Genomic DNA, 19,696 nt, shown 5'->3' on the forward strand with positions numbered 1-19,696 from the left:
GGGTGACTACGTATGAAAATCAGCAGCCGGTTCTCTATTGCGGTTCACATCTTATCACTGCTTTCCATTGATTCTAATTCGCATTGCACTTCCGAATGGATCGCAGGTAGTGTGAATACGAATCCGGTCGTGATCCGACGTGTGCTGGGGCTGTTGAAGAAGGCTGGGCTCGTGAACGTACGTGCCGGAGCTGGCGGCGCGTCTCTCGCCAAGGAATTGGATCAAATCACGCTTCTTGAGATTTACCGTGCAGTCGATGTCGTGGAGGAAGGGCAACTTTTTCACATCCATGAGCAACCGAACCCCGATTGTCCAGTGGGAGCGAATATACAGTTTGTGCTGGAGTTGATTTTGACCCGTGCGCAGAATGCCATGGAGGATATTTTGGGCGGAGTGAAAATGTCCGAGCTCGTAGATAACCTGCGTCAAAAAATAACCGAAAAAGCGCAGTAAGAATAAAAATGCCCTTGCGTAAGCGAGGGCATTTTTACGAGAAAGGAGTGCCCGCATCCATTTTTCAAATATTTCATGAATCCAGGTCAAATGGGGCGGGATGTTTCTTTTTCATGATGAAGCAGCCAGCGTTTGCGCGAAAGTCCTCCTCCGTAACCTCCCAAATCACCATTGGAGTTGATGACCCGGTGACAAGGAATGACAATCGCTAACTGATTCGCGCCATTTGCTTGCGCGACAGCACGAAAGGCACTTGGTTTCCCAATAGCTGCTGCAACCTCAGAATAGGATGAAGTTTGACCGGGGGGGATCGATTGTAACTGCTCCCAGACCATCCTTTGAAAAGGCGATCCGCACAAAAACAAAGGCGTTGCAAATTGTGTGAGCTTTCCGTCAAAATACTCCTCTAACTCACGTTCAATGGAACGGATTGGCGCTGTGGAACCAGGGATAATCGCTGACTTCGTTCTTTGTCTAAGACGTTCAACTTCTCGTTCCAAGCCGCGGCGATCAATGAATTCAAGTAAATACAGCGCTTCTTCATCCGCGATTGCTATCATGGGACCGAGTCGCGTATCCAGCCATGATGCCTTTAAGATATGATGATCTCCGAGAAGAGTAGGGGCTGCCCCCATGATTCGTGAAAATGCGTCTCGAAAACCACTGCTGGACTCGTAACCGGTGGATAGTTGGGCATCAATGATGGCTTTTCCTTCTCTGATTTCTTTTAGTGCAATCCCCATACGCCGCGCCCTTGCATACTCGACGAACGTCATGCCAAAACGTTTTTTGAATTGGCGTCGCGCTGTTGCAGCGTCCACGGATAATCTTTGAAAGTCTTTTTCCGTCCAGCGCTGCTCGGGGTTCTCTTCTACAGCGTTTACTAGCAGACGCACGAGCTCTGAGACATGATTGGGATGTGAAAGTGGACGGCAGCGTTGGCAGGGCCGGAACGAAGCCAGGAGTGCTTGTTTGGCATGATCAAAAAACTCACAATTAACAAACTTAGGTTTTCTTGCTGGACATGTCGGGCGACAGAATACGCCAGTTGTCTTGACTCCAACAAAAAAGACACCTTCATATTCAGAATTTTTATCCAGTAACGCCTGATAATACTCGGACTTCATCTCGGCCGTTATCATTCGGTTCCCCCTCCATTTTTATGTTTTCATTTTACCGCTCGCCAAAAACGACTGCAGCCGAAAATCGTACATTGATTTTTTCTTGTTCCTTCACTATGAAGTCATGAGGGCGAAGGCTGGACAGGATTTAAGCTGGAATTAGCCTGAAAATATAGATATAATAAAAGTATTCAGAAATAGGCAAGAAACCGACAACGGCGTCGGTTGCGTATTGAATGAAGAGTAGTTGGCACGTCCGTTCACTGGTGATCGGGAGGTGGAGTATTGCGTCAGCATTATCGAGTCATCATCATAGACGACGACCCCATAACACGTATGGACCTGGTCGAGATGTTGCAAGAGCAGGGATATAACGTCGTAGCTGAAGGAAAAAACGGCAAAGAGGCCGTTCGATTGACGCAAATGTGGAACCCGCATCTCATTATTATGGATGTGAAAATGCCAATTATGGACGGTTTGACAGCGACTGGGATTATCCGAGAGCATTCGGACGCGGCTATCCTTCTCTTGACTGCTTACAGTCAAAAGGACATGGTCATGCAAGCCAAAGCAAAAGGGATATGTGCCTATCTGGTCAAACCCGTCATGGAGGAAGAACTGCTACCGGCAGTGGAGTTCGTGCTTGTGGGTAAACAATGAACGCAAAAAAGTGAATCGTATGAAGAGCAACGGCGCTTGGACCAAGGCGAGCATTTCGTCTTATGTTTCGAAGCGCTTTTTTTCGTTCTATTAGATAGAGTTTACGGAAATTTGAAAAGAAAGTGAGTGAAGCTAGAGATGAAATTGGCTTGCGTTGTACGTAAACAGCATTACCAGTTTACTTCGGTTCGTGATGTATTGGCAAAAGCCAGTGAAGAAAAGTCTGGCGATCACATGAGTAAACTAGCAGCCAATTCCGCACTGGAGCGGATGGCGGCCAAAGTCGTATTAAGTGAAATGCAACTGCGAGATATATATGAAAATCCCGTCATTCCGTACGAAAAAGACGAAGTGACGCGGATCATTTATGATGATATCAATCTCTCCATTTACGATGAGATCAAAAATTGGACAGTAGGGGAGCTGCGGGAGTACATCTTGTCGTTTTCCACAGGAATGCCTGAGCTGACACGAATTAGTCGTGGGCTGACCAGCGAGATGATTTCCGCTACGGCGAAGCTGATGTCCAGTATTGACCTGGTTATGGCTTCACAAAAAATGAAGCATCAAGCCTACTGCAACACACTCATTGGCGAGCCGGGAAGACTGGCGTTCCGCTGCCAGCCGAATCACCCAATCGATGATCCCGATGGCATTTTGGCTTCGATGAAGGAAGGCTTGTCCTATGGATCAGGCGACGCTGTCATTGGAATTAACCCCAATAATGATTCCGTTGAAAGCGTTACCAAGCTCTTGAAAATGACACATGATTTCATGCAAAAGTGGGAAATTCCTACGCAAAACTGCGTACTGGCTCACATCACGACTCAGATGCAGGCTCTTCGCGGCGGAGCGCCCATTTCTCTGATGTTCCAAAGTCTGGCAGGCTCACAACGAGCGAATGATGCGTTTGGCGTAAACAAGGAGATTTTGGATGAGGCAATGGATTTGATGCTCCGAAAAGGCACAGCTTCGGGACCAAACGTCATGTATTTTGAGACAGGGCAAGGCTCCGAAGTGTCGCTGGACTCCCATGAAGGTGTCGATATGCAGACGCTGGAAGCGCGTACGTACGGTTTTTGCCGTCACTGGAAGCCGTTTATGGTCAATAACGTTTCTGGCTTTATTGGACCAGAAACACTCTATGATGGCAGACAGATGATTCGTGCCGATCTGGAGGACTTGTTCATGGGCAAGCTGCATGGTTTGCCGATGGGAATCGCTCCGACTTATACGAACCACATGTACGCGGATCAGAATGACCAGGAGATTGCAGGGATGCTGACGACCTTGGCAGGGGCGAATTTTTATATGGGCGTACCAGGTGGGGACGATGTCATGCTCAGTTACCAGGACACGAGCTATCACGATGACGCCAGCTACCGTGAGCTCTTGGGACTGCGACCTCTCCGGGAATTTGAGAAATGGATGGAAAAAATGGGCCTTATGGAAAATGGTCGTTTGACAGAGCGCGCAGGCGATTTAACCATTTTTGACTAACGAGCGGGGAGGGAAGCAAGATGAAACAGATCAATATGGAAGACTTGGTCCAGCGCGTAATCGATGAGCTGTCCAAAAAAGGCCAAGGAGTTATTCATTTTCCAGAGCAAAAGCAATGCGGAGTCAAGAACCCAAACAATCCAGAAGCATTGGAGCTAGCGATGAAACGAACGCCGGCTCGCATCGGAATCGGGCGTGCGGGTACCCGAATGAAGACGGGAAGCTACCTCCAATTTCGGATTGATCAAGCCGCAGCACGCGATGCGGTCATGAAAACGATCAGTCCAGAGCTGATCAAGAGTCTGCAGCTACCTGTCCTCCATTCAAGAGCGACGAGCATGGAAGAGTATTTAATGAACCTCGACTCCGGACGGATGCTATCGGATGAGTCCGCTCGCTGGCTGGAGCAGAATGGGGATAAAAATAAAGATGTGCAAATCGTCATTTCGGACGGACTGAGCACGTCTGCATGTGAGGCGACCATTCCAGATCTCTTGCCTGCATTGATGCAGGGGCTGTCCATGCGAAACATCAGCGTTGGGAAACCAGTGTTTATTCACAAGGGTCGCGTTTGGATTCAGGACCAGGTCGCGTCCATCGTCAATTGCAAGGTCGTCATTTCCTTGATCGGGGAGCGACCGGGGCTTGCGACGGCAGAAAGTCTCAGTGCTTACATGATTTACAAACCGGATGCCAATACGGTAGAATCGGATCGTACGGTTATTTCTAATATTCATAAGGGTGGCACGCTTCCGATTGAGGCAGGTGCTTACCTTGCAGAGCTTTTGGAGGAAATTTTGAAGTACCAGGCGAGTGGAGTAAAATTATCACAGCTTCGGGCGATTAACGGGTAGATTCCCACTGGCGCTTCCTCCTGTCTTGCACTAGAATACATAGAAGATAACCAATTTCTATGAGGAGTTGCTACGCATGACGGAGCCAAACCAAAACGAAAAAGAAACCACAGAGCAAAAGCCTGGGAAGATCAGCCTGCAAGAGGCGATGAAGCGCAAACTGGCAGAGAAGAAACAAGCGCAAGCACAGGCCAATAACCCATTGAATCAAAAGGCGAAAAATCAAACGATGAAAAGCCAGCTCACCAAAAAACCAAACAATCAACGCAGACGTATGGGCGTATAGTTTCGAATGAAGCAAGGCAAAAAGGAATGTGCAGCAACTTTAGGCTGCAGATTCCTTTTTTGTATGATCATTCATACGGGAGTGATCTTCAAATTTTTAAAAGGTATCGATGAACCAACTAAGCTGGCGAGAAGAAAAAGCACAGGGCTCGTAGACCTTGACAACGCCTACCCAGTCGGAACTTCAAGAAGGGGACCCGCTTGTCGAACACTTCTCCTCTGAGAAACTTCCGCCCGTAGGGTGGCTTTGGCTCGATGGTCCCCTTTTTGAAGTGGAGACGTCCAGTCAATCCCCCATGCTGGCGTGTCAGAGTCGAAGAGAACTGTGCTTTTTCTTCTCCTCCACTATGTTGACTCAAAAAAATGGAGGCGTTCATGAAGGTAGAACGGCTACTCGCTATTGTCATCATGCTGTTGAATAAGCGTCGTGTGAGCGCTCGTGAACTATCCGACCACTTTGAAGTATCCTTGCGTACAGTCTATCGGGATTTGGAAACCATTAATGCAGCCGGCATTCCGATCGTCGCGTACCCTGGGGCAAGCGGCGGATACGAGATCATGGAGAATTTTACAATTGATCGACAATACTTATCCTTGGACGAGCTAGTCGCGGTTATTGCTGCGCTAAAAGGGGTTCATTCCTCTACAGACGACAAGCAAATTGGACAGCTTCTGGAAAAAATAAAAGCATTGCTCACCACTGCACCATCCTCACTGCAAGGAAGTGCACATCCCGTTGTTTATGACTTTAATCCATGGGGTAGTACACCTGCGATTGCCGAAAAAGTAAACAAGCTGCGGGAAGCCATCGAGAAGAGACATCGTGTGCGAATCACTTATACGAAAATGCAAGGCGATGCGACAGAGCGCATCATTGAGCCTGTCACACTGATTATCAAAGGCTATGTGTGGTATGTGTATGGCTATTGTTTACAGCGGCAGGAGGATCGTCTGTTTCGCTTGTCACGGATTGCAGACATGTCCGTGCTGACAGAGGAGTTTTCCCCGCGCCCGTATCAAATAGACAAACTGGAATGGCTCGAATCATGGGATACGGCAGAGCGTATTTCTCTTGTCCTTGAATTTGCTCCGCGTGTGCATGTAAGGGTACGAGATATGTTTGGGCCAGAAACGATAGAGACCATGCAGGATGGCTCCTTGCTCGTACGGACGATGATGACAGACGATGAATGGTTAAATGGTATGCTGCTTAGCTTTGGCGATGCCTTGTGTGTACATGAACCTGCGTATGTTAGACAGAGAATTGGGGACACGGTAAAAAGAATGACGAAACTTTATGAATAAACGTTGGAACGTTGACAGATAGTTGTCAGGGTATGGTCGTTATACTGAGTCATGTAAACAAACTCATACAGGAGCGTGGATAATGATGAACCCAACGATTGTCAAACTGGATGAAATGCGTGTAGCAGGCTTGCAAATTCGGACAACCAATGAGGCGGAGTGCGGACCGAATGCGAAAATTGGGGGACTATGGCAGCGCTATTATCAAGAAGAGCATCCCTTCAAAACTCCCCATCAAAAAGAGCCGGGTGTTGTTCTGGGGGTGTACTCCGATTACGACAGTGACGAGACCGGTGAGTACTCCTTGTTAGTAGGAACCGTTGTAGAAACAAACGGTGAGCTTCCTGCTGAGCTTACAGTCAAGACCCTGCCGGCTTCTACTTACGCTGTATTTACGACTCGCGTAGGACCGATGGTAGAGGTTGTGATGGAGGCCTGGGCGAAGGTGTGGGAGTGGTCCCATCAACCGGGGAACAAGCGAACATTTACCGGAGATTTCGAACGATATGACGGAGTGCGCTGCGCTGATGCCAACAACGCACAAGTGGATTTGTACATCGCGATCGCAGAAGAATAATAGTACAGCATCTCATCCATGCAGTCGTAGTCGATCAGGCTACGACTGTTTTGCTTTTTTCCATGATTTCTTCACAAGTTTCGTTTACTCTAGAGGAAGAGTGGCAGAGGGGAGTCATACAGACGAATGGATTGGATAACCAATATAGAAGCCCTGGCAGAGTGGATTCGCTCTTTGGGGATGCTGGGGATTGTCGGTAGTATTTTATTGAACATCGTGATCAGTGTGGCGGGTGTATTGCCGTCCATTTTTTTATCGGGTGCGAACGCAGTCGTGTTCGGCTTGTACGGAGGGTTCTTGATTTCCTTAACGGGAGAGGTGGTTGGGGCTTGCATAGCCTTCTTTCTTTACCGCTACACGATCAAAAAAGCAGATCGAAACGAAAAGCTAAAATCATTCAAATGGGTACATACCATCAATGGAACGACGAGTTTTCGCAAGTGCCTTGCCATCGTTTTGCTCAGGATAAATCCGCTGATGCCTTCAGGTGTAATCAATTTAGGCGCGGCTATGACGAATATCACCTTCGTGCAATTTTTGGTGGCGACCTTGCTAGGAAAAGTGCCGTCGATGGTTTTTGAAACATTCGTCGGTCATGATCTGATTACTTTTGGTGAAAACAAGTTTCGCTTGCTCTTTTCCTTGCTGGCAGGCGCTCTCGTCTTTTTACTTTTCTGGAAAAAAGGAAAGGATCAAACACAAGAGGAGTAGGGAGGATTTACATGTCTACCATTTTGCTAGTCGATGATGAGCCGCAAATCTTAGAAATATTGTCCTCCTATTTGCAAAAGGAAGGATATCATGTCCTGACCGCCCAAACAGGCAAGGAAGCAGTCGAAATGGCCACGACGATTTCATTGACCTGTATCATTTTGGATCTGATGCTTCCTGATTTGAGTGGGGAAGAAGTCTGCGTCCAAATTCGCAAAGAGTCGCGTGTCCCGATTTTGATGCTAACAGCGAAAAGTGGAGAGGCGGATCGGATTCGCGGGCTTACGATTGGCGCTGATGACTATTTAATCAAGCCTTTTAGCCCGAGAGAACTTGTAGCCCGTGTTCGAGCCGTTATGCGTCGTGCGGGCGATTATTCAACACTCTCCGATTTCGTTGAAGTGGGCGACTTGACCATATCAATGAATGAGAAGAGAGTCACGAGAAAGGGAGTCGCTTTGGAGGTTACGCCAAATGAATACCGCTTGCTCACAACGCTTGTCCGTTATCCGGGGAGGACGTGGGGCAGGGAGGAACTCGTGCGTGAGGTCATGGGCTTTGATTTCGATGGATACGATCGAACCATTGATACGCATATCAAAAATCTTCGCCAAAAGATAGAGGCAGACCCGAAGCAACCGGAGTATATCAAGACGGTGTATGGATTGGGCTATCGCTTTGACGATCCCATGAAGAAGTGAGGCCACAATGAAGCATATTTGGGTAAAGCTCGCCTTTGTGATCATGACAGTCGGTGCTTGCGCTGTTCTTTTTTCCTCGTTGTTGTCCGTAAAGGAAATGGATGTTCATTTTTCCATGTATGCCAATGAAGTGAGGAATCAGCATAACCAGGAAATATCGCGTGTCGCACTCCAGGCGTATCAGGACAATCAAGGCTGGGGAGCGGAAGCCTATCATAAGCTTGAAGCGGTTTCTGAGGTCTTGGGATTGCATATCACACTCCTCGATCAACAGCAACAAGTACAAAACGAATGGGGCAAGCGGCCAGTCCATACGAGCAATTACAGTGTAGACAAGATTCCCCTTGTCAGTAAGGGAGTCATGATCGGGCAACTGGTGATTAGCCATGATGATCGCAGTGCGTATATGACATTGGAAAGTCATTTTCAATGGGCGCATAAAAACACAACATTGTGGACAATGGCTGTGCTGCTTATCCTGGTCATTATCATCAGCATACCACTCGCCCGGACTATGGTGCGTCCTGTCGTACAAGTGAGTACCGCAGCACAACGAGTCGCGCGAGGCAATCTGTCGATACGTGTACCGGAACCTCGTGGCAAGGATGAAGTTACGTCATTGGTCGCTGCCTTTAACAACCTGGTCCAAAGTCTTGAGCATCAGGAGGAGCTGCGCAAGCGACTGACCTCCGATATTGCCCATGAATTGCGAACTCCGTTGAACACCTTGTTGGCGCAAGTAGAGGGGATGATCGATGGCATATGGGAAGCGACTCCCAAAAATCTCGAAAGCACGAGGTCTGAGGTACTGCGGTTGAGCCGTCTCGTCCGTGATTTAGATCAGGTGATCCAAGTGGAGTCAGGCTCCTTGCAAATGCGCAGTGAAGAGGTGGAACTGCGTGAGGTTGTCAAAGAAGTCACCGAGTCGATGAGTGCGACGTTTGCCCGTGCCCAAGTGAATTTTCACTTCAAAGGAGATCACGTTGCCTGGATCAAAGGGGACAGGCAGCGACTGGCGCAAATCGTGGCCAATTTGTTGACGAATGCCTGCAAGTATACTCCAGCGGGTGGAGAAGTCGTAGTTACAGTGGACAAACCGAGTACGATGGTCCGGTTGCAAGTAAAGGACAACGGCACGGGTATCGACCAAAAGGATCTCCCGTACGTATTTGAGCGTTTTTATCGGGGAGATCGCTCACGAGCAAGGGAACGCGGTGGAGCAGGATTGGGGTTGACGATTGTGAAAGGGATTGTGGAGGCGCACAAGGGAATCATCTCGTTGGATAGTAGAGTGGGTGAGGGAACGACCATCACGATTTTGTTTCCGTCACAAGCTTATGAAGGCGAAAAGTAAGCCTAACCCGTATCGTTCTCGCAGCACATCGTTTATCATAGGAAGAGAATTTGAATATTCGATACAAAGAGGGAGAGCACATGTTTGATTGGACTACCATGGGAGCATTTTTGGCTGTTGTGATCGGCCTCTTTTTAATTCCGGGTCCCGCTGTTCTGTTAACTGCGACGCGTACCGTCCAGGGAGGCCGTAAAGCGGGGATAATGGCTGGGCTGGGCATTGCTACAGGCGATTTCATTCATACGATTTTTGCTGCAGTCGGTTTGTCCGCGATATTGATGACATCTGCATGGGCATTCAATCTCGTAAAATTTGCGGGAGCGGCTTATTTGGTCTATTTAGGTGTTCGGGCCATGCTTGAAAAACCATCTGACCCAGAGCTGCCAAAAGTAACACCGTTGCCTCCGCTGCAATCGTATGGGCAAGCTATCCTCGCAGAAGTTTTGAATCCGAAGACGGCATTGTTCTTTCTGGCGTTTCTGCCACAATTCGTACATCCGGAGCGTGGGGGAGCCATTTACCAATTCCTTGTCCTGGGACTGATATTCGCTATCTTGGGGTTCTTTTACACCGCATTGATTGCAATCAGCATCAGACCACTTGGGCATATGGTGAAGCGAATTTCCTGGCTGGGTCGCTGGAGTGGCAAGATCGTAGGTTCTGTTTACATCTTATTGGGCTTAAAAGTAGCACTGCAAGAAAGATAAAGAAATGAGTCGGGAAGACAGTCTTCCCGGCTTTTTTATTATATGTTTACGGCTATTAGGTACTTTTTAGTGCCTATGATACTTGAAAGTACGTACTTCCTACCAAGTGAGGCATGAGACATAATAGCATTCAGAACCAACATATTCGCCAATCATGATAAGTAAGGGCCCTGCTTTGTGAACGGCAAGAAAAATTAAGGGAGGATACAACTCAGATGAGCACAATTACATCCAATGTGAAGCAGCAAGCAACTGGTGCCAAAAACTCCACTCTTGCTTTACTTGCTCTCGCAATCAGCGCATTCGGTATCGGGACTACTGAATTTGTTATCGTCGGTTTGTTGTCTACAGTCGCACAGGATTTGAAAGTAACCATTACCTTAGCAGGACTTCTTATTTCTGGATATGCATTAGGGGTAGCTGTTGGAGCTCCGATTATTACAGCACTCACAAGTCGAATTCCACGCAAAGCGCTACTCATGCTTTTGATGATTGTCTTTGTTGTCGGAAACAGCGCGGCAGCCTTGTCGAGTAGTTTTACACTTTTAATCATTGCCCGTTTCTTTACCGCGTTTTCTCATGGGGTATTTTTCTCCATCGGTTCGACGATTGCAGCCGATCTGGTTCCAGAAAACAAGCGCGCCAGTGCGATTGCTACCATGTTTACGGGTCTGACTGTCGCAACTGTTACAGGCGTACCTTTGGGAACGTTTATTGGACAAATGTTTGGATGGAGAGCGACTTTTTGGGGAGTGGCCATTCTTGGCGTAATTGCACTTATCTCGACAGCGATTCTGGTACCAAGCAATTTGAAAAAAGCTAAGCCGGCTTCCATTAAAGACCAAGTGAAAATAATCACAAACTTGCCATTGTTACTTGTCTTTGCGATTACGGCTCTTGGCTACGGCGGTACCTTCGTAACCTTTACATTCTTAGGTCCGATTCTGGAAGAAATCACAGGTTATCAGGCGAGTGCCGTCAGTCTGATTCTGCTCGTCTATGGGATTGCGGTAGCGATTGGAAATACGGTTGGAGGAAAGGCGGCCGACAAGAATCCGATAAAAGCGCTGCGTTGGATGTTTATCATTCAGGCGATCATTTTGGTCATTCTCACGTTTACTGCGCCTTTCAAATGGGGGGGAACCCTCACGATTATGTTGATGGGCCTCTTGGCCTTTATGAACGTACCAGGCTTGCAAGTATATGTCGTGCAGTTGGCTGAAAAATACGTGCCAAGTGCTGTTGATGTAGCTTCTGCCATTAACATTGCGGCATTCAATCTCGGCATTGCGATAGGAGCGTTCGTGGGAGGAATCATCGTCGATACCATTGGACTGATTCATACACCATGGGTCGGCGGAGTGATGGTGTTAGGTGCAGCATTACTGACGGTGATCAGCAGCAAGCTGGAAAAAGCTCGTCGCTAATTGTACAAAGACGGCGGATGGATGAAAGCACTGTGTCCGCCGTTGGTTTCCAAAAACATCACGTGAGGAGAGAGCATCGATGAGCAAATTCGACGGTCACTATGGTTTTCAGCGAATGTTCCAAGAAGGGAAGATGACCTTGGGATTTCACATTCCGCTGGAGGCATACGAATGGGAAGCACCGACAATGGAGCGACAGGTTGAACTCGTTCAAGCGGCAGAAGACTACGGCTTTACCGGAATCTGGCTGCGCGATGTGATTTTGCAGGACCCCGCTTTTGGTGACCCCGCAACCGGGCAAATTTATGACATGATGATTTATTTAACCTATTTGGCTGCGCAAACCAAAAAAATCGCTTTCGGTACCTCGAGTATCGTGCTTCCACTGCGTCATCCGTTGCGAGTGGCAAAAGAGACAGCGACCATCGAAAATTTGTTTCCCCAACGTTTGATGATGGGGATTTCTTCAGGAGACAGACGGGCAGATTTTCATGGATTGAATGTGCCGCATGAACAGCGTGCAGAGCTGTTTCGTGATGGCTACGACTACTTGCAGAAGGTCATGGCAGAGGATTTCCCAAAAATCAACTCTCCATACGGTATGATTAATGGAGCGAATCTGGTGCCTAAATCGACTGCGCCCATTCCTACTTTTATCACGGGGTACAGTCAACAAACGATGGACTGGTTCGCGCAAAACGGAGATGGGTGGATTTATTATCCGCGTGACCCATACAACCAAGCACATGCCATCCAGGAATGGAGAGAGCTTGTCCAGAAATATCATCCAGGTGTATTCAAGCCGTTTATTCAGCCTCTTCATCTGGATCTTGCAGAAAACCCGGATGAGTCGGTCACGCCGATTCGATTAGGGTACCGGGTCGGAAGAAAGATGCTTATAGAACTGTTGGCCATGTATCAAGAGGTCGGCGTCAATCATTTGTTCTTCGCCTTGTTCCCTAGCCAGCGTCCTATTGACGAGGTCATCGATGAGCTTGGACAAGAAGTACTTCCATATTTCCCGGCCCATATCGATACACCGGAGCAGGTTTGACAACATCTTTTATGAGGAGGGGAGGACATGCAAAAATACAATATCCCTGTAGAGGCAACATTGGAAGTCATTGGAGGGAAATGGAAAGTAGTAATCCTCTGCTTGTTGGCAAAAGGGACAAAGCGGACAAGCGAATTGAAACGCGCAATGCCTGCCATCACGCAAAAAATGTTAACGCAGCAACTGCGAGAATTGGAAGCGGACAACATCATTACCCGCAATGTGTATCAGCAGGTTCCCCCACGCGTCGAATATGAATTGACCGAGTACGGCAAGACACTTTCGAAGGTCTTAGATGTCATGTGTGAATGGGGAGAGAGTCACATCGAAAACCAATTGCAAAAAATAGCCGAATGAAAAGGGGAAGTTCGATGAGAGGAATTGGCATCAAGCAATACGGCGACATCCAACAGCTAACAGAAATTGAACTGCCAACAAAGCCGATCGGACCGGACGATATGCTCATTTCAATAAAAGCGAGCGGGGTAAATCCTGTCGATTGGAAGGTGAGGGAAGGTCTGCTGCAAGCAGATTTTCCTTTTGAACTGCCACTTATTTTAGGGTGGGATGCGGCGGGCACGGTAAAGGCTGTTGGTACGAATGTGCAGGATTTTCATATCGGGGATGATGTCTTCTTTCGTCCGGAGCTGGAAAGGGAAGGGACATACGCAGATGAAATGGTCGTTCCGGCGAATATCGTAGCCCCGATGCCACGTGGTTTGTCGTATGCAGAAGCGGCTTCACTTCCGCTGGTTGGACTAACGGTTTGGCAGGCATTGGTGGAGGTAGGGAAGGTACAAGCGGGAGAAAAAGTCCTTGTGTTGGGGGGGAGCGGCGGGATCGGTTCCATGGCGATCCAGCTAGCAAAAGCGCTAGGTGCCTATGTGGCAACAACAACGAGCTCCAAAAACAGCGATTATGTCCGTGAGCTGGGAGCAGATGAAGTCATCGTGTATGACCAGGGAGCACTTCATACCTCTGCGCAATTTACATTCATGCTGGACACGTTGGGTGGAGAAGCGTACGGAGAAGCTATAAGATTGATGAAGCAGCAAGGAAGAGTGGCCACCATTATCAGCGAGCGCGATGCCAAGAAACCTTCGTTCGCGGATGCGTTTGAGAAAGAACGAGAGCTGGATGTTACTTTTGTGTTTACGCGTCCAGATGGGACAAACATGAATCGTATTCGTGAGCTAGTGGAAGCCAAACATGTAAAGCCGTTTTTGACGAAGATATATCCAATGACGATTGAGGGGGTTCGCGATGCGCATCTCTTTAGTCAAACGGGTAGAGTGCGTGGGAAGATTGTGCTCGTCCGATCATGAAAGGGAGAAAGAGCACGAGTAGGTTGCGCGAATGGAACAGCGGCGGGCTAGGAGTATCGTTTTCAACCGAGCCCGCTGTTGTTTTCATGATAAAGCCAGCGTGACGGTCTAGTCTAAATCGCCTTCGCTGGTAATCGTCAGCTTCATCTCCTTCGAATCACGGCCCCCTGCAGGACAAAGGTAATCCCTAAAATTCCTGCGATGGCAAGCAGTCGAATGAAACCGTTGGACACAAACAGATTGATACAGATTAGCCCAATAATGATCAGAACAAGCAAAATCACCGTTTTCCCCGACATGTACGTGTTACCCCTTTCCTCAGACAAAATGAGTGGTTTCGTCAAATCGGAATATGCGGGTCGTTCCATGGCGTATGTAATTACTATTGTAGCGAATACAATCGTGGAAGGAAAGGCGGGATCACGTGAAAAAACTCCCTTCTGTCAACGCAAGGTGTTCACCTGTACGCATGAGAGGGAGTTTACGCTTGTGAATATGCTACACACGTTACTTCGTTGCTAGCTGGCGCTCCGTTGTCTGCTGCTTCAACGGCTGTCCGGCCAATTGTGATCGTTTGGATCGAATCATGATGGCAGTAATCAATAGCGCGATACCATTGATGATAAAAACAAAGCGAATCGGGATGAGTCCTCCGAGAACGCCGCCAATGATCGGTCCCATCATTGTTGCGAGCTGCGTCGAGGATTGGTTCAGGCTAAACGCTCTGCCGCGAAATTCTGGTTCTGTGACTTTTACAATCATGGCATTGATCGACGGATAAACAGCGGCAAAAAACAGTCCGTACGCGAAGCGCAAAATGCCAAATCCATACAGATTGGTGAAGAAAAATTGCAGTAAATTTCCGATCGCTCCACCCATTAAGCCGATGAACAAGATTTTGGAATAGCCAACCTTTGACCCGAGCTTTCCCCATTGTGGAGCTGCAATGACGGTTGCGATGCCCACCGCCGCAAAAATGATGCCGGAGCTGAGGGATGCGTCTTGTTGCGATGCGCCCAATTGCATAACATACACGGTTAACAAAGGCTCAAGAAGCATAACGGAAATAGTGACCATCAGGCTCATACCTAATATGGACATCAAAGACCGGTTTGCCATTGCAGCCCGCAAATCTTCTCGTACACTAGATCGACTGCCGGAGCGGTTGAAGTTCGTTTCCTTCACGAAGAAAGTAGCGATCAGCGCTGCTACGAGGACGACAAATCCTGAAAAAATAAAAGCTTCTGCGTTTCCCCATACGTGACTGACGACACCGCCAACCAACGGACCGATGATTCCTCCTGTTGCTCCCGAAGTCGCCATAATCCCCAGTGCGTACCCGACGTTTTTTTCTGGTGTATTCGTCGCTACCAGCGCAATGGCGGCAGGTACGTAGCCGGCAAGCAAACCCTGGAAGATCCGTAACACAAGAAACAAATAAGGGTCCGTAATCAAATACGTCAAAAAATACAGCAAAGCGAGGCTAAATCCAGACCGAATCAACATTGGCTTTCGTCCATATTTGTCCGCAAGCGAGCCCCAAAATGGCGAAATAAGTGCACTTGCCAAAAATGTGATGCCAAACGAAATACCGGACCAGGCTTCCAGATGCTCATTGACCCCCAGTGAAGTATGGAGGAAGATGGGCAGGAAAGGGATCGAGATGGAGTAGGCGGTGCTACAGAAAAATACCCCAATCCATAACACAATCAAATTACGTTTCCAAGAAAATTCCATCTTTCTGTCACAACCTTTGCAGTTAAAAAGCAGGAATATTGTTATTGATCATTCTAGCACTGCAAAATGATGCTGACCAATTCGGAAATATGATCGGACTATTGCAAAAATGAAATAAGAGGAAAACTTGACTTCATTCGGACAAAAGAAAATCCCCTAACGACAAGAGATAAAGCTCTTGTATCCGTTAGGGGATTTCCATTTAAAACGGCAGGTTAATGTCCGGCAGGAGTACGAATACCCACACGATCAATCAACCGCTTGCTTTAACCGCTTGCTTTCATCATTAAGTCCGGTGATAAAGACGAATTTGTCCAACTGTCTGTATTTCTCTACGACTTTCGAGATAGCCGTGACAGCTGACAAATCCCAGACATGGGAACGAGAAAAGTCAATAATAATCTGCTGGGGATCATCCTGAAAGGAAAATTGGTCGACGAAGTGTGTCATGGTACCAAAGAACGAAGAAGCTCGCAAAGCTCAGGCTCAACCAAGCGACAAATTTAGACCAATTCAAGCTGGTTTAAGAATAAAAAATACTACAGAAGACCGAAATTGCACTTCTGCGTTTTCAGTGCAAAAGGATAACGATTTTTATGTTTTAACTGCTGGACACTGCACAGAAAATGTTGGGGATAGGTTTCAGCAAGGAGGAGAAAGGTTTGGTAAAACCGCAGATTTTAATTTCGGTGGGAGTGTAGATGCAGCACTCATTGAACTAACAAACGGATCTGACGATGCTACTTACTATGTTTTTGGAAATTATAAATCAGAATACAATACTATTACAGAGGTTCAAAGAACAAGGGATGAAACCATTGGAGATACAGTTTGCAGTGTGGAACGTTGAAATCAACTAATTGGAGGGGGAGTATAGAAAGCCCAAATGGAGACAAGCAATACTTTACTAATATGAGACAAGTTAGTTATTCAGAAGTACCAGGGGATAGCGGAGGGCCTATATTTTACGGTGGAACAGCAATAGGAGTTCATAGCGCAGATACTGGAGTTTACACACATATTAGCGAAATAGAGGATTATTTTAACATTGATTCAATTTTTACTGGTAACTAGTTGAAATAAAGTTCCCCATGAGGGAAGGGTTTCTCATGGGGAATAAGAAAGGAAATGAGCACATTGAAAAAGGCTTTGATAGTAATCATTGCAGCATTACTTATAACTGGATGTGCAACTAATCACAAGAATGTTGAAAAGCAAGCATTAACAGGATACGTAACTGAAAAAGATTTTGAAAAAAAAGGTCTCTTAGTTATAGAAAATGATGAAACCAAGACGAGCGATGAGAATTTCTATGCAGCAGAGTGGTATTTCCCAAAAGAAGAAGCCGTATTCCTCGATAGCAAGGGGAATAGTATCTCGTTTGATGAAATCGAAGTTGGTCACACAGTTTCTACATGGTCAACGACACCATCAGCACAGTCTTATCCCAGTGGCGCAGAACTCAGTAAACTTGTAATTAATGAAGAAAGCAAAAATCCTATTAATCAGATGGATGAAAAAAGTGCGATTCAGCACGCAATCAATTACTTAAAGAGCACACATAATGATGGAATCATTATGAAAAGTGCAAGTGGACAGAAAGATCATTGGCTGATAAAGGCAACCGACTATGATCATAAAACAGATACTATTCTACAAATCAATGCTCAAACAGGAGAAGTAAAAGAGCTTTAAAATTGATAAGTTTCTCATAAAAGTGTAGAGGTTAAATAAGCATGCACGATGCACTTTTTCAATACAAACAACCAAGCTGTACATACTTTAATAAGCACACCAAATGTACCTAGTATAAGCAGCTGTAAAGAAAGGGTTCAAAACATCATGAATTGTATAAAAGATGTTGATCTATTAAAGCACCCAATCTTAGCATCAAAGTAGGAGGGCTTGGAACAGCTTCGCGCCGTCTCCCAAAGGGGCGGGTGGGGTGCCCGCTTATCAAGATTTACGCTGAGTAATATTCAGGTTCGAGCCTCTGATTCCTTGATGGATAAGGAGATTCGAACCGTTTTTTTTTGCCAATGTGCTCCGCGAAGAAAAAAATTCCAATAAAACATCGATATAAAAGTCAAATCCATATATAATGAAAATGATTTTCAAAATCAAACACTTGATTGATGTTGTTCTTGAGAGAGGAGTGCTGCTTCAATGCTTCGCAGATTTTTTTCTTACTATCGGCCTTATCGTGGATTATTCATCCTCGACTTCACGTGTGCAGTTTTTGTTGCTTTGTTGGAGTTGGGATTTCCGCTTGCAGTGAACATGGTTGTCGATCAATTACTTCCAAGCAAGGATTGGAACATGATCGTATGGGCGTGCATTGGCCTTTTGGCTTTGTATGGTCTCAACGCCGGGATGAACTATGTCGTCACGTACTGGGGACATATGCTTGGAATTAACATCGAGACGGATATGCGTAAGAAGCTGTACGACCATATTCAAAAGCTCTCTTTCCGCTTTTTCGATAATACCAAGACGGGGCATCTGCTATCTCGCCTAACGAATGACTTGATGGAGATCGGGGAGGTCGCTCACCACGGTCCGGAAGATTTGTTTATCGCCGTGATGACGCTGATTGGTGCTTTTCTTTTGATGTTCAATATTAATGAAGAAATGGCGCTGCTTACGTTTTTGGTGATTCCGCTCTTGATATTCTTCGTAGTTCACTTCAACCGCAAGATGACGGGTGCGTTCCATCGTCTGTACGGCGACATGGCGGATTTCAACGCACGTGTTGAGGATAACGTAGGCGGAATGCGTGTGGTACAGGCTTTTGCCAATGAGAAATTTGAAAACAAAAGATTTGCAGAGAACAACCAGCGTTTCCGTATCACCAAGCTGTTGTCCTACAAAATCATGGCCCAAAATATTTCCGTCAGTTACGTGCTGATGCGCTTAGTCAATTTGTTCGTCTTGATTTGCGGCAGCTGGTTTGTTATTCAAGGTGAACTGACCTACGGTGAATTTGTCGCTTTCTTGCTGTTAACGAATGTATTTTTCCGTCCGTTGGAGAAAATTAATGCGATTATCGAGAGCTATCCAAAAGGGATTGCCGGTTTTAAGCGCTACATCGAAATCATGGACACAGCACCGGATATTGCGGATGCTCCGGATGCTATCCAGGTAGAGTCGTTGAAGGGCGATATCTCGTACAAGAATGTTTCGTTTAGCTACGACCAAGAGTCTTCTGTTTTGCAAAACATTGATTTGAACATCCGGGCGGGCGAGACCATTGCATTTGTAGGCCCTTCTGGAGCAGGAAAAACCACGCTGTGCAGCCTCTTGCCGAGATTTTATGAGATCGACGGAGGCAGCATCACCATCGATGGAATGGACATTCGCGAAATCACGTTAGCGTCATTGCGCAGCCAAATCGGGATCGTTCAGCAAGATGTGTTCCTCTTTTCAGGGACGATTCGCGAAAATATCGTGTACGGAAAACTAAATGCTTCAGAGGAGGAGATCTGGGAGGCAGCGCGTCTGGCTAAACTAGAAGAGTTTATCCGTTCTCAGCCCGCTGGTCTGGAGACGATCATTGGTGAACGCGGAGTCAAATTGTCCGGTGGTCAAAAACAAAGACTGGCGATTGCGCGCATGTTCTTGAAAAACCCGCCGATCCTGATTTTGGATGAAGCTACCTCTGCACTCGATACCGAAACGGAGGCGGCGATCCAGCAGTCCTTGCAGGAACTGTCCAAAGGACGTACGACATTGGTGATCGCGCACAGATTGGCTACCATTAAAAATGCAGATCGCATTATCGTTGTAACGGAACAAGGCATTACGGAGCAAGGAAGTCATGATCAGCTCTTGGCTCGTGAAGGCATCTATAGCAGACTGTATAAGGCGCAGTTCGGCACATACCTTGATCAGTCAAACAGCGTTTTTTCTTGATAAGGAATAGAGA

At 47.0% G+C, this 19,696-nt stretch carries 23 protein-coding genes; 19 read left to right on the plus strand and 4 right to left on the minus strand.

Annotated features, from left to right (window positions below; genetic code table 11):
* Window positions 1-12 precede the first annotated feature (12 nt).
* A complete protein-coding gene (locus tag FO446_RS13560; protein ID WP_237900850.1) occupies window positions 13-453 on the plus strand; it encodes an Rrf2 family transcriptional regulator in 441 nt (146 codons plus the stop codon).
* A gap of 86 nt (window positions 454-539) precedes the next feature.
* On the opposite strand, the gene FO446_RS13565 is transcribed toward FO446_RS13560, so the two are convergent.
* Window positions 540-1,595, minus strand: coding sequence for a bifunctional transcriptional activator/DNA repair enzyme AdaA (locus tag FO446_RS13565; protein WP_237900853.1), 1,056 nt, complete (start codon window positions 1,593-1,595; stop codon window positions 540-542).
* Between the two features lie 264 nt (window positions 1,596-1,859).
* Here FO446_RS13565 and FO446_RS13570 point away from each other — a divergent pair, with 264 nt between their 5' ends.
* The 14 genes from FO446_RS13570 to FO446_RS13635 all read left to right on the plus strand — a co-directional run bounded on the left by FO446_RS13570 (window position 1,860) and on the right by FO446_RS13635 (window position 14,034).
* Window positions 1,860-2,234: a response regulator gene (locus tag FO446_RS13570; protein WP_237900855.1), complete on the plus strand. Its 375-nt coding sequence runs from the start codon at window positions 1,860-1,862 to the stop codon at window positions 2,232-2,234.
* A gap of 138 nt (window positions 2,235-2,372) precedes the next feature.
* On the plus strand, window positions 2,373-3,734 hold the full coding sequence (locus tag FO446_RS13575; RefSeq protein ID WP_173609394.1) for an ethanolamine ammonia-lyase subunit EutB: 1,362 nt from the start codon (window positions 2,373-2,375) through the stop codon (window positions 3,732-3,734).
* Between the two features lie 20 nt (window positions 3,735-3,754).
* Entirely contained in the window at window positions 3,755-4,588 is an 834-nt protein-coding gene (gene eutC, locus FO446_RS13580) for an ethanolamine ammonia-lyase subunit EutC (RefSeq protein WP_237900857.1), read from the plus strand.
* A gap of 76 nt (window positions 4,589-4,664) precedes the next feature.
* A complete protein-coding gene (locus FO446_RS13585) occupies window positions 4,665-4,874 on the plus strand; it encodes a hypothetical protein (RefSeq protein ID WP_047069123.1) in 210 nt (69 codons plus the stop codon).
* 374 nt (window positions 4,875-5,248) lie between these two features.
* Window positions 5,249-6,178: a helix-turn-helix transcriptional regulator gene (locus FO446_RS13590; RefSeq protein ID WP_237900859.1), complete on the plus strand. Its 930-nt coding sequence runs from the start codon at window positions 5,249-5,251 to the stop codon at window positions 6,176-6,178.
* Between the two features lie 82 nt (window positions 6,179-6,260).
* Window positions 6,261-6,755: a GyrI-like domain-containing protein gene (locus FO446_RS13595; protein WP_173609391.1), complete on the plus strand. Its 495-nt coding sequence runs from the start codon at window positions 6,261-6,263 to the stop codon at window positions 6,753-6,755.
* Between the two features lie 126 nt (window positions 6,756-6,881).
* Complete coding sequence (locus FO446_RS13600) at window positions 6,882-7,466, plus strand: TVP38/TMEM64 family protein (protein WP_221867057.1); 585 nt, start codon at window positions 6,882-6,884, stop codon at window positions 7,464-7,466.
* A gap of 11 nt (window positions 7,467-7,477) precedes the next feature.
* On the plus strand, window positions 7,478-8,167 hold the full coding sequence (locus FO446_RS13605) for a response regulator transcription factor (protein WP_221867056.1): 690 nt from the start codon (window positions 7,478-7,480) through the stop codon (window positions 8,165-8,167).
* 7 nt (window positions 8,168-8,174) lie between these two features.
* Window positions 8,175-9,521 (plus strand): sensor histidine kinase, encoded by a 1,347-nt coding sequence (locus FO446_RS13610; RefSeq protein ID WP_237900861.1) that lies wholly within the window; start codon window positions 8,175-8,177, stop codon window positions 9,519-9,521.
* Window positions 9,522-9,601: 80 nt separating this feature from the next.
* The gene (locus FO446_RS13615; RefSeq protein WP_173609387.1) at window positions 9,602-10,228 is read left to right on the plus strand and encodes a LysE family translocator; all 627 of its coding nucleotides are present in this window, start codon (window positions 9,602-9,604) and stop codon (window positions 10,226-10,228) included.
* A 215-nt stretch (window positions 10,229-10,443) separates the two neighbouring features.
* The gene (locus FO446_RS13620; protein ID WP_237900863.1) at window positions 10,444-11,655 is read left to right on the plus strand and encodes an MFS transporter; all 1,212 of its coding nucleotides are present in this window, start codon (window positions 10,444-10,446) and stop codon (window positions 11,653-11,655) included.
* 79 nt (window positions 11,656-11,734) lie between these two features.
* Window positions 11,735-12,709, plus strand: a complete 975-nt coding sequence (locus FO446_RS13625) for an LLM class oxidoreductase (RefSeq protein WP_173609385.1) — start codon at window positions 11,735-11,737, stop codon at window positions 12,707-12,709.
* Window positions 12,710-12,736: 27 nt separating this feature from the next.
* Window positions 12,737-13,066 (plus strand): winged helix-turn-helix transcriptional regulator, encoded by a 330-nt coding sequence (locus tag FO446_RS13630; RefSeq protein WP_173609384.1) that lies wholly within the window; start codon window positions 12,737-12,739, stop codon window positions 13,064-13,066.
* 14 nt (window positions 13,067-13,080) lie between these two features.
* Window positions 13,081-14,034 (plus strand): NADP-dependent oxidoreductase, encoded by a 954-nt coding sequence (locus FO446_RS13635; protein WP_237900865.1) that lies wholly within the window; start codon window positions 13,081-13,083, stop codon window positions 14,032-14,034.
* A gap of 143 nt (window positions 14,035-14,177) precedes the next feature.
* Here FO446_RS13635 and FO446_RS13640 read toward each other — a convergent pair whose 3' ends face one another.
* The 3 genes from FO446_RS13640 to FO446_RS13650 all read right to left on the minus strand — a co-directional run bounded on the left by FO446_RS13640 (window position 14,178) and on the right by FO446_RS13650 (window position 16,221).
* Window positions 14,178-14,333, minus strand: a complete 156-nt coding sequence (locus FO446_RS13640) for a hypothetical protein (RefSeq protein ID WP_173609382.1) — start codon at window positions 14,331-14,333, stop codon at window positions 14,178-14,180.
* A gap of 208 nt (window positions 14,334-14,541) precedes the next feature.
* Complete coding sequence (locus tag FO446_RS13645) at window positions 14,542-15,771, minus strand: MFS transporter (RefSeq protein ID WP_237900867.1); 1,230 nt, start codon at window positions 15,769-15,771, stop codon at window positions 14,542-14,544.
* Between the two features lie 249 nt (window positions 15,772-16,020).
* Window positions 16,021-16,221, minus strand: a complete 201-nt coding sequence (locus FO446_RS13650) for an STAS domain-containing protein (RefSeq protein WP_229088048.1) — start codon at window positions 16,219-16,221, stop codon at window positions 16,021-16,023.
* On the opposite strand from FO446_RS13650, the gene FO446_RS13655 reads away from it, so the two are divergent.
* From FO446_RS13655 to FO446_RS13665, 4 genes are all read left to right on the plus strand, one after another.
* Window positions 16,220-16,621: a chymotrypsin family serine protease gene (locus tag FO446_RS13655; protein ID WP_173609380.1), complete on the plus strand. Its 402-nt coding sequence runs from the start codon at window positions 16,220-16,222 to the stop codon at window positions 16,619-16,621. The two genes, FO446_RS13650 and FO446_RS13655, sit on opposite strands and share 2 nt — an antisense overlap.
* A complete protein-coding gene (locus FO446_RS29090; protein WP_370646651.1) occupies window positions 16,618-16,845 on the plus strand; it encodes a trypsin-like serine protease in 228 nt (75 codons plus the stop codon). Before FO446_RS13655 ends, FO446_RS29090 begins: the two co-directional genes overlap by 4 nt.
* Before the next feature lie 54 nt (window positions 16,846-16,899).
* Window positions 16,900-17,466 (plus strand): DUF3221 domain-containing protein, encoded by a 567-nt coding sequence (locus tag FO446_RS13660; RefSeq protein ID WP_237900869.1) that lies wholly within the window; start codon window positions 16,900-16,902, stop codon window positions 17,464-17,466.
* Between the two features lie 471 nt (window positions 17,467-17,937).
* On the plus strand, window positions 17,938-19,683 hold the full coding sequence (locus tag FO446_RS13665; RefSeq protein ID WP_232773219.1) for an ABC transporter ATP-binding protein: 1,746 nt from the start codon (window positions 17,938-17,940) through the stop codon (window positions 19,681-19,683).
* The last annotated feature ends 13 nt before the right edge of the window (window positions 19,684-19,696 follow it).

The sequence above is a fragment of the Brevibacillus brevis genome (assembly GCF_022026395.1).
GTDB lineage: Bacteria > Bacillota > Bacilli > Brevibacillales > Brevibacillaceae > Brevibacillus.

Coding starts and splice junctions, on each gene's coding strand:
- FO446_RS13640 (WP_173609382.1), bottom strand. CDS start 14,333: ATGTCGGGGAAAACGGTGATTTTGCTTGTTCTGATCATTATTGGGCTA.
- FO446_RS13645 (WP_237900867.1), bottom strand. CDS start 15,771: ATGGAATTTTCTTGGAAACGTAATTTGATTGTGTTATGGATTGGGGTA.
- FO446_RS13605 (WP_221867056.1), top strand. CDS start 7,478: ATGTCTACCATTTTGCTAGTCGATGATGAGCCGCAAATCTTAGAAATA.
- FO446_RS13665 (WP_232773219.1), top strand. CDS start 17,938: ATGCTTCGCAGATTTTTTTCTTACTATCGGCCTTATCGTGGATTATTC.
- FO446_RS13590 (WP_237900859.1), top strand. CDS start 5,249: ATGAAGGTAGAACGGCTACTCGCTATTGTCATCATGCTGTTGAATAAG.
- FO446_RS13560 (WP_237900850.1), top strand. CDS start 13: ATGAAAATCAGCAGCCGGTTCTCTATTGCGGTTCACATCTTATCACTG.
- FO446_RS13615 (WP_173609387.1), top strand. CDS start 9,602: ATGTTTGATTGGACTACCATGGGAGCATTTTTGGCTGTTGTGATCGGC.
- FO446_RS13575 (WP_173609394.1), top strand. CDS start 2,373: ATGAAATTGGCTTGCGTTGTACGTAAACAGCATTACCAGTTTACTTCG.
- FO446_RS13635 (WP_237900865.1), top strand. CDS start 13,081: ATGAGAGGAATTGGCATCAAGCAATACGGCGACATCCAACAGCTAACA.
- FO446_RS13620 (WP_237900863.1), top strand. CDS start 10,444: ATGAGCACAATTACATCCAATGTGAAGCAGCAAGCAACTGGTGCCAAA.
- FO446_RS13630 (WP_173609384.1), top strand. CDS start 12,737: ATGCAAAAATACAATATCCCTGTAGAGGCAACATTGGAAGTCATTGGA.
- FO446_RS13650 (WP_229088048.1), bottom strand. CDS start 16,221: ATGACACACTTCGTCGACCAATTTTCCTTTCAGGATGATCCCCAGCAG.
- FO446_RS13585 (WP_047069123.1), top strand. CDS start 4,665: ATGACGGAGCCAAACCAAAACGAAAAAGAAACCACAGAGCAAAAGCCT.
- eutC (WP_237900857.1), top strand. CDS start 3,755: ATGAAACAGATCAATATGGAAGACTTGGTCCAGCGCGTAATCGATGAG.
- FO446_RS13655 (WP_173609380.1), top strand. CDS start 16,220: ATGGTACCAAAGAACGAAGAAGCTCGCAAAGCTCAGGCTCAACCAAGC.
- FO446_RS13610 (WP_237900861.1), top strand. CDS start 8,175: ATGAAGCATATTTGGGTAAAGCTCGCCTTTGTGATCATGACAGTCGGT.
- FO446_RS13595 (WP_173609391.1), top strand. CDS start 6,261: ATGATGAACCCAACGATTGTCAAACTGGATGAAATGCGTGTAGCAGGC.
- FO446_RS13600 (WP_221867057.1), top strand. CDS start 6,882: ATGGATTGGATAACCAATATAGAAGCCCTGGCAGAGTGGATTCGCTCT.
- FO446_RS13660 (WP_237900869.1), top strand. CDS start 16,900: ATGAGCACATTGAAAAAGGCTTTGATAGTAATCATTGCAGCATTACTT.
- FO446_RS13565 (WP_237900853.1), bottom strand. CDS start 1,595: ATGATAACGGCCGAGATGAAGTCCGAGTATTATCAGGCGTTACTGGAT.
- FO446_RS13625 (WP_173609385.1), top strand. CDS start 11,735: ATGAGCAAATTCGACGGTCACTATGGTTTTCAGCGAATGTTCCAAGAA.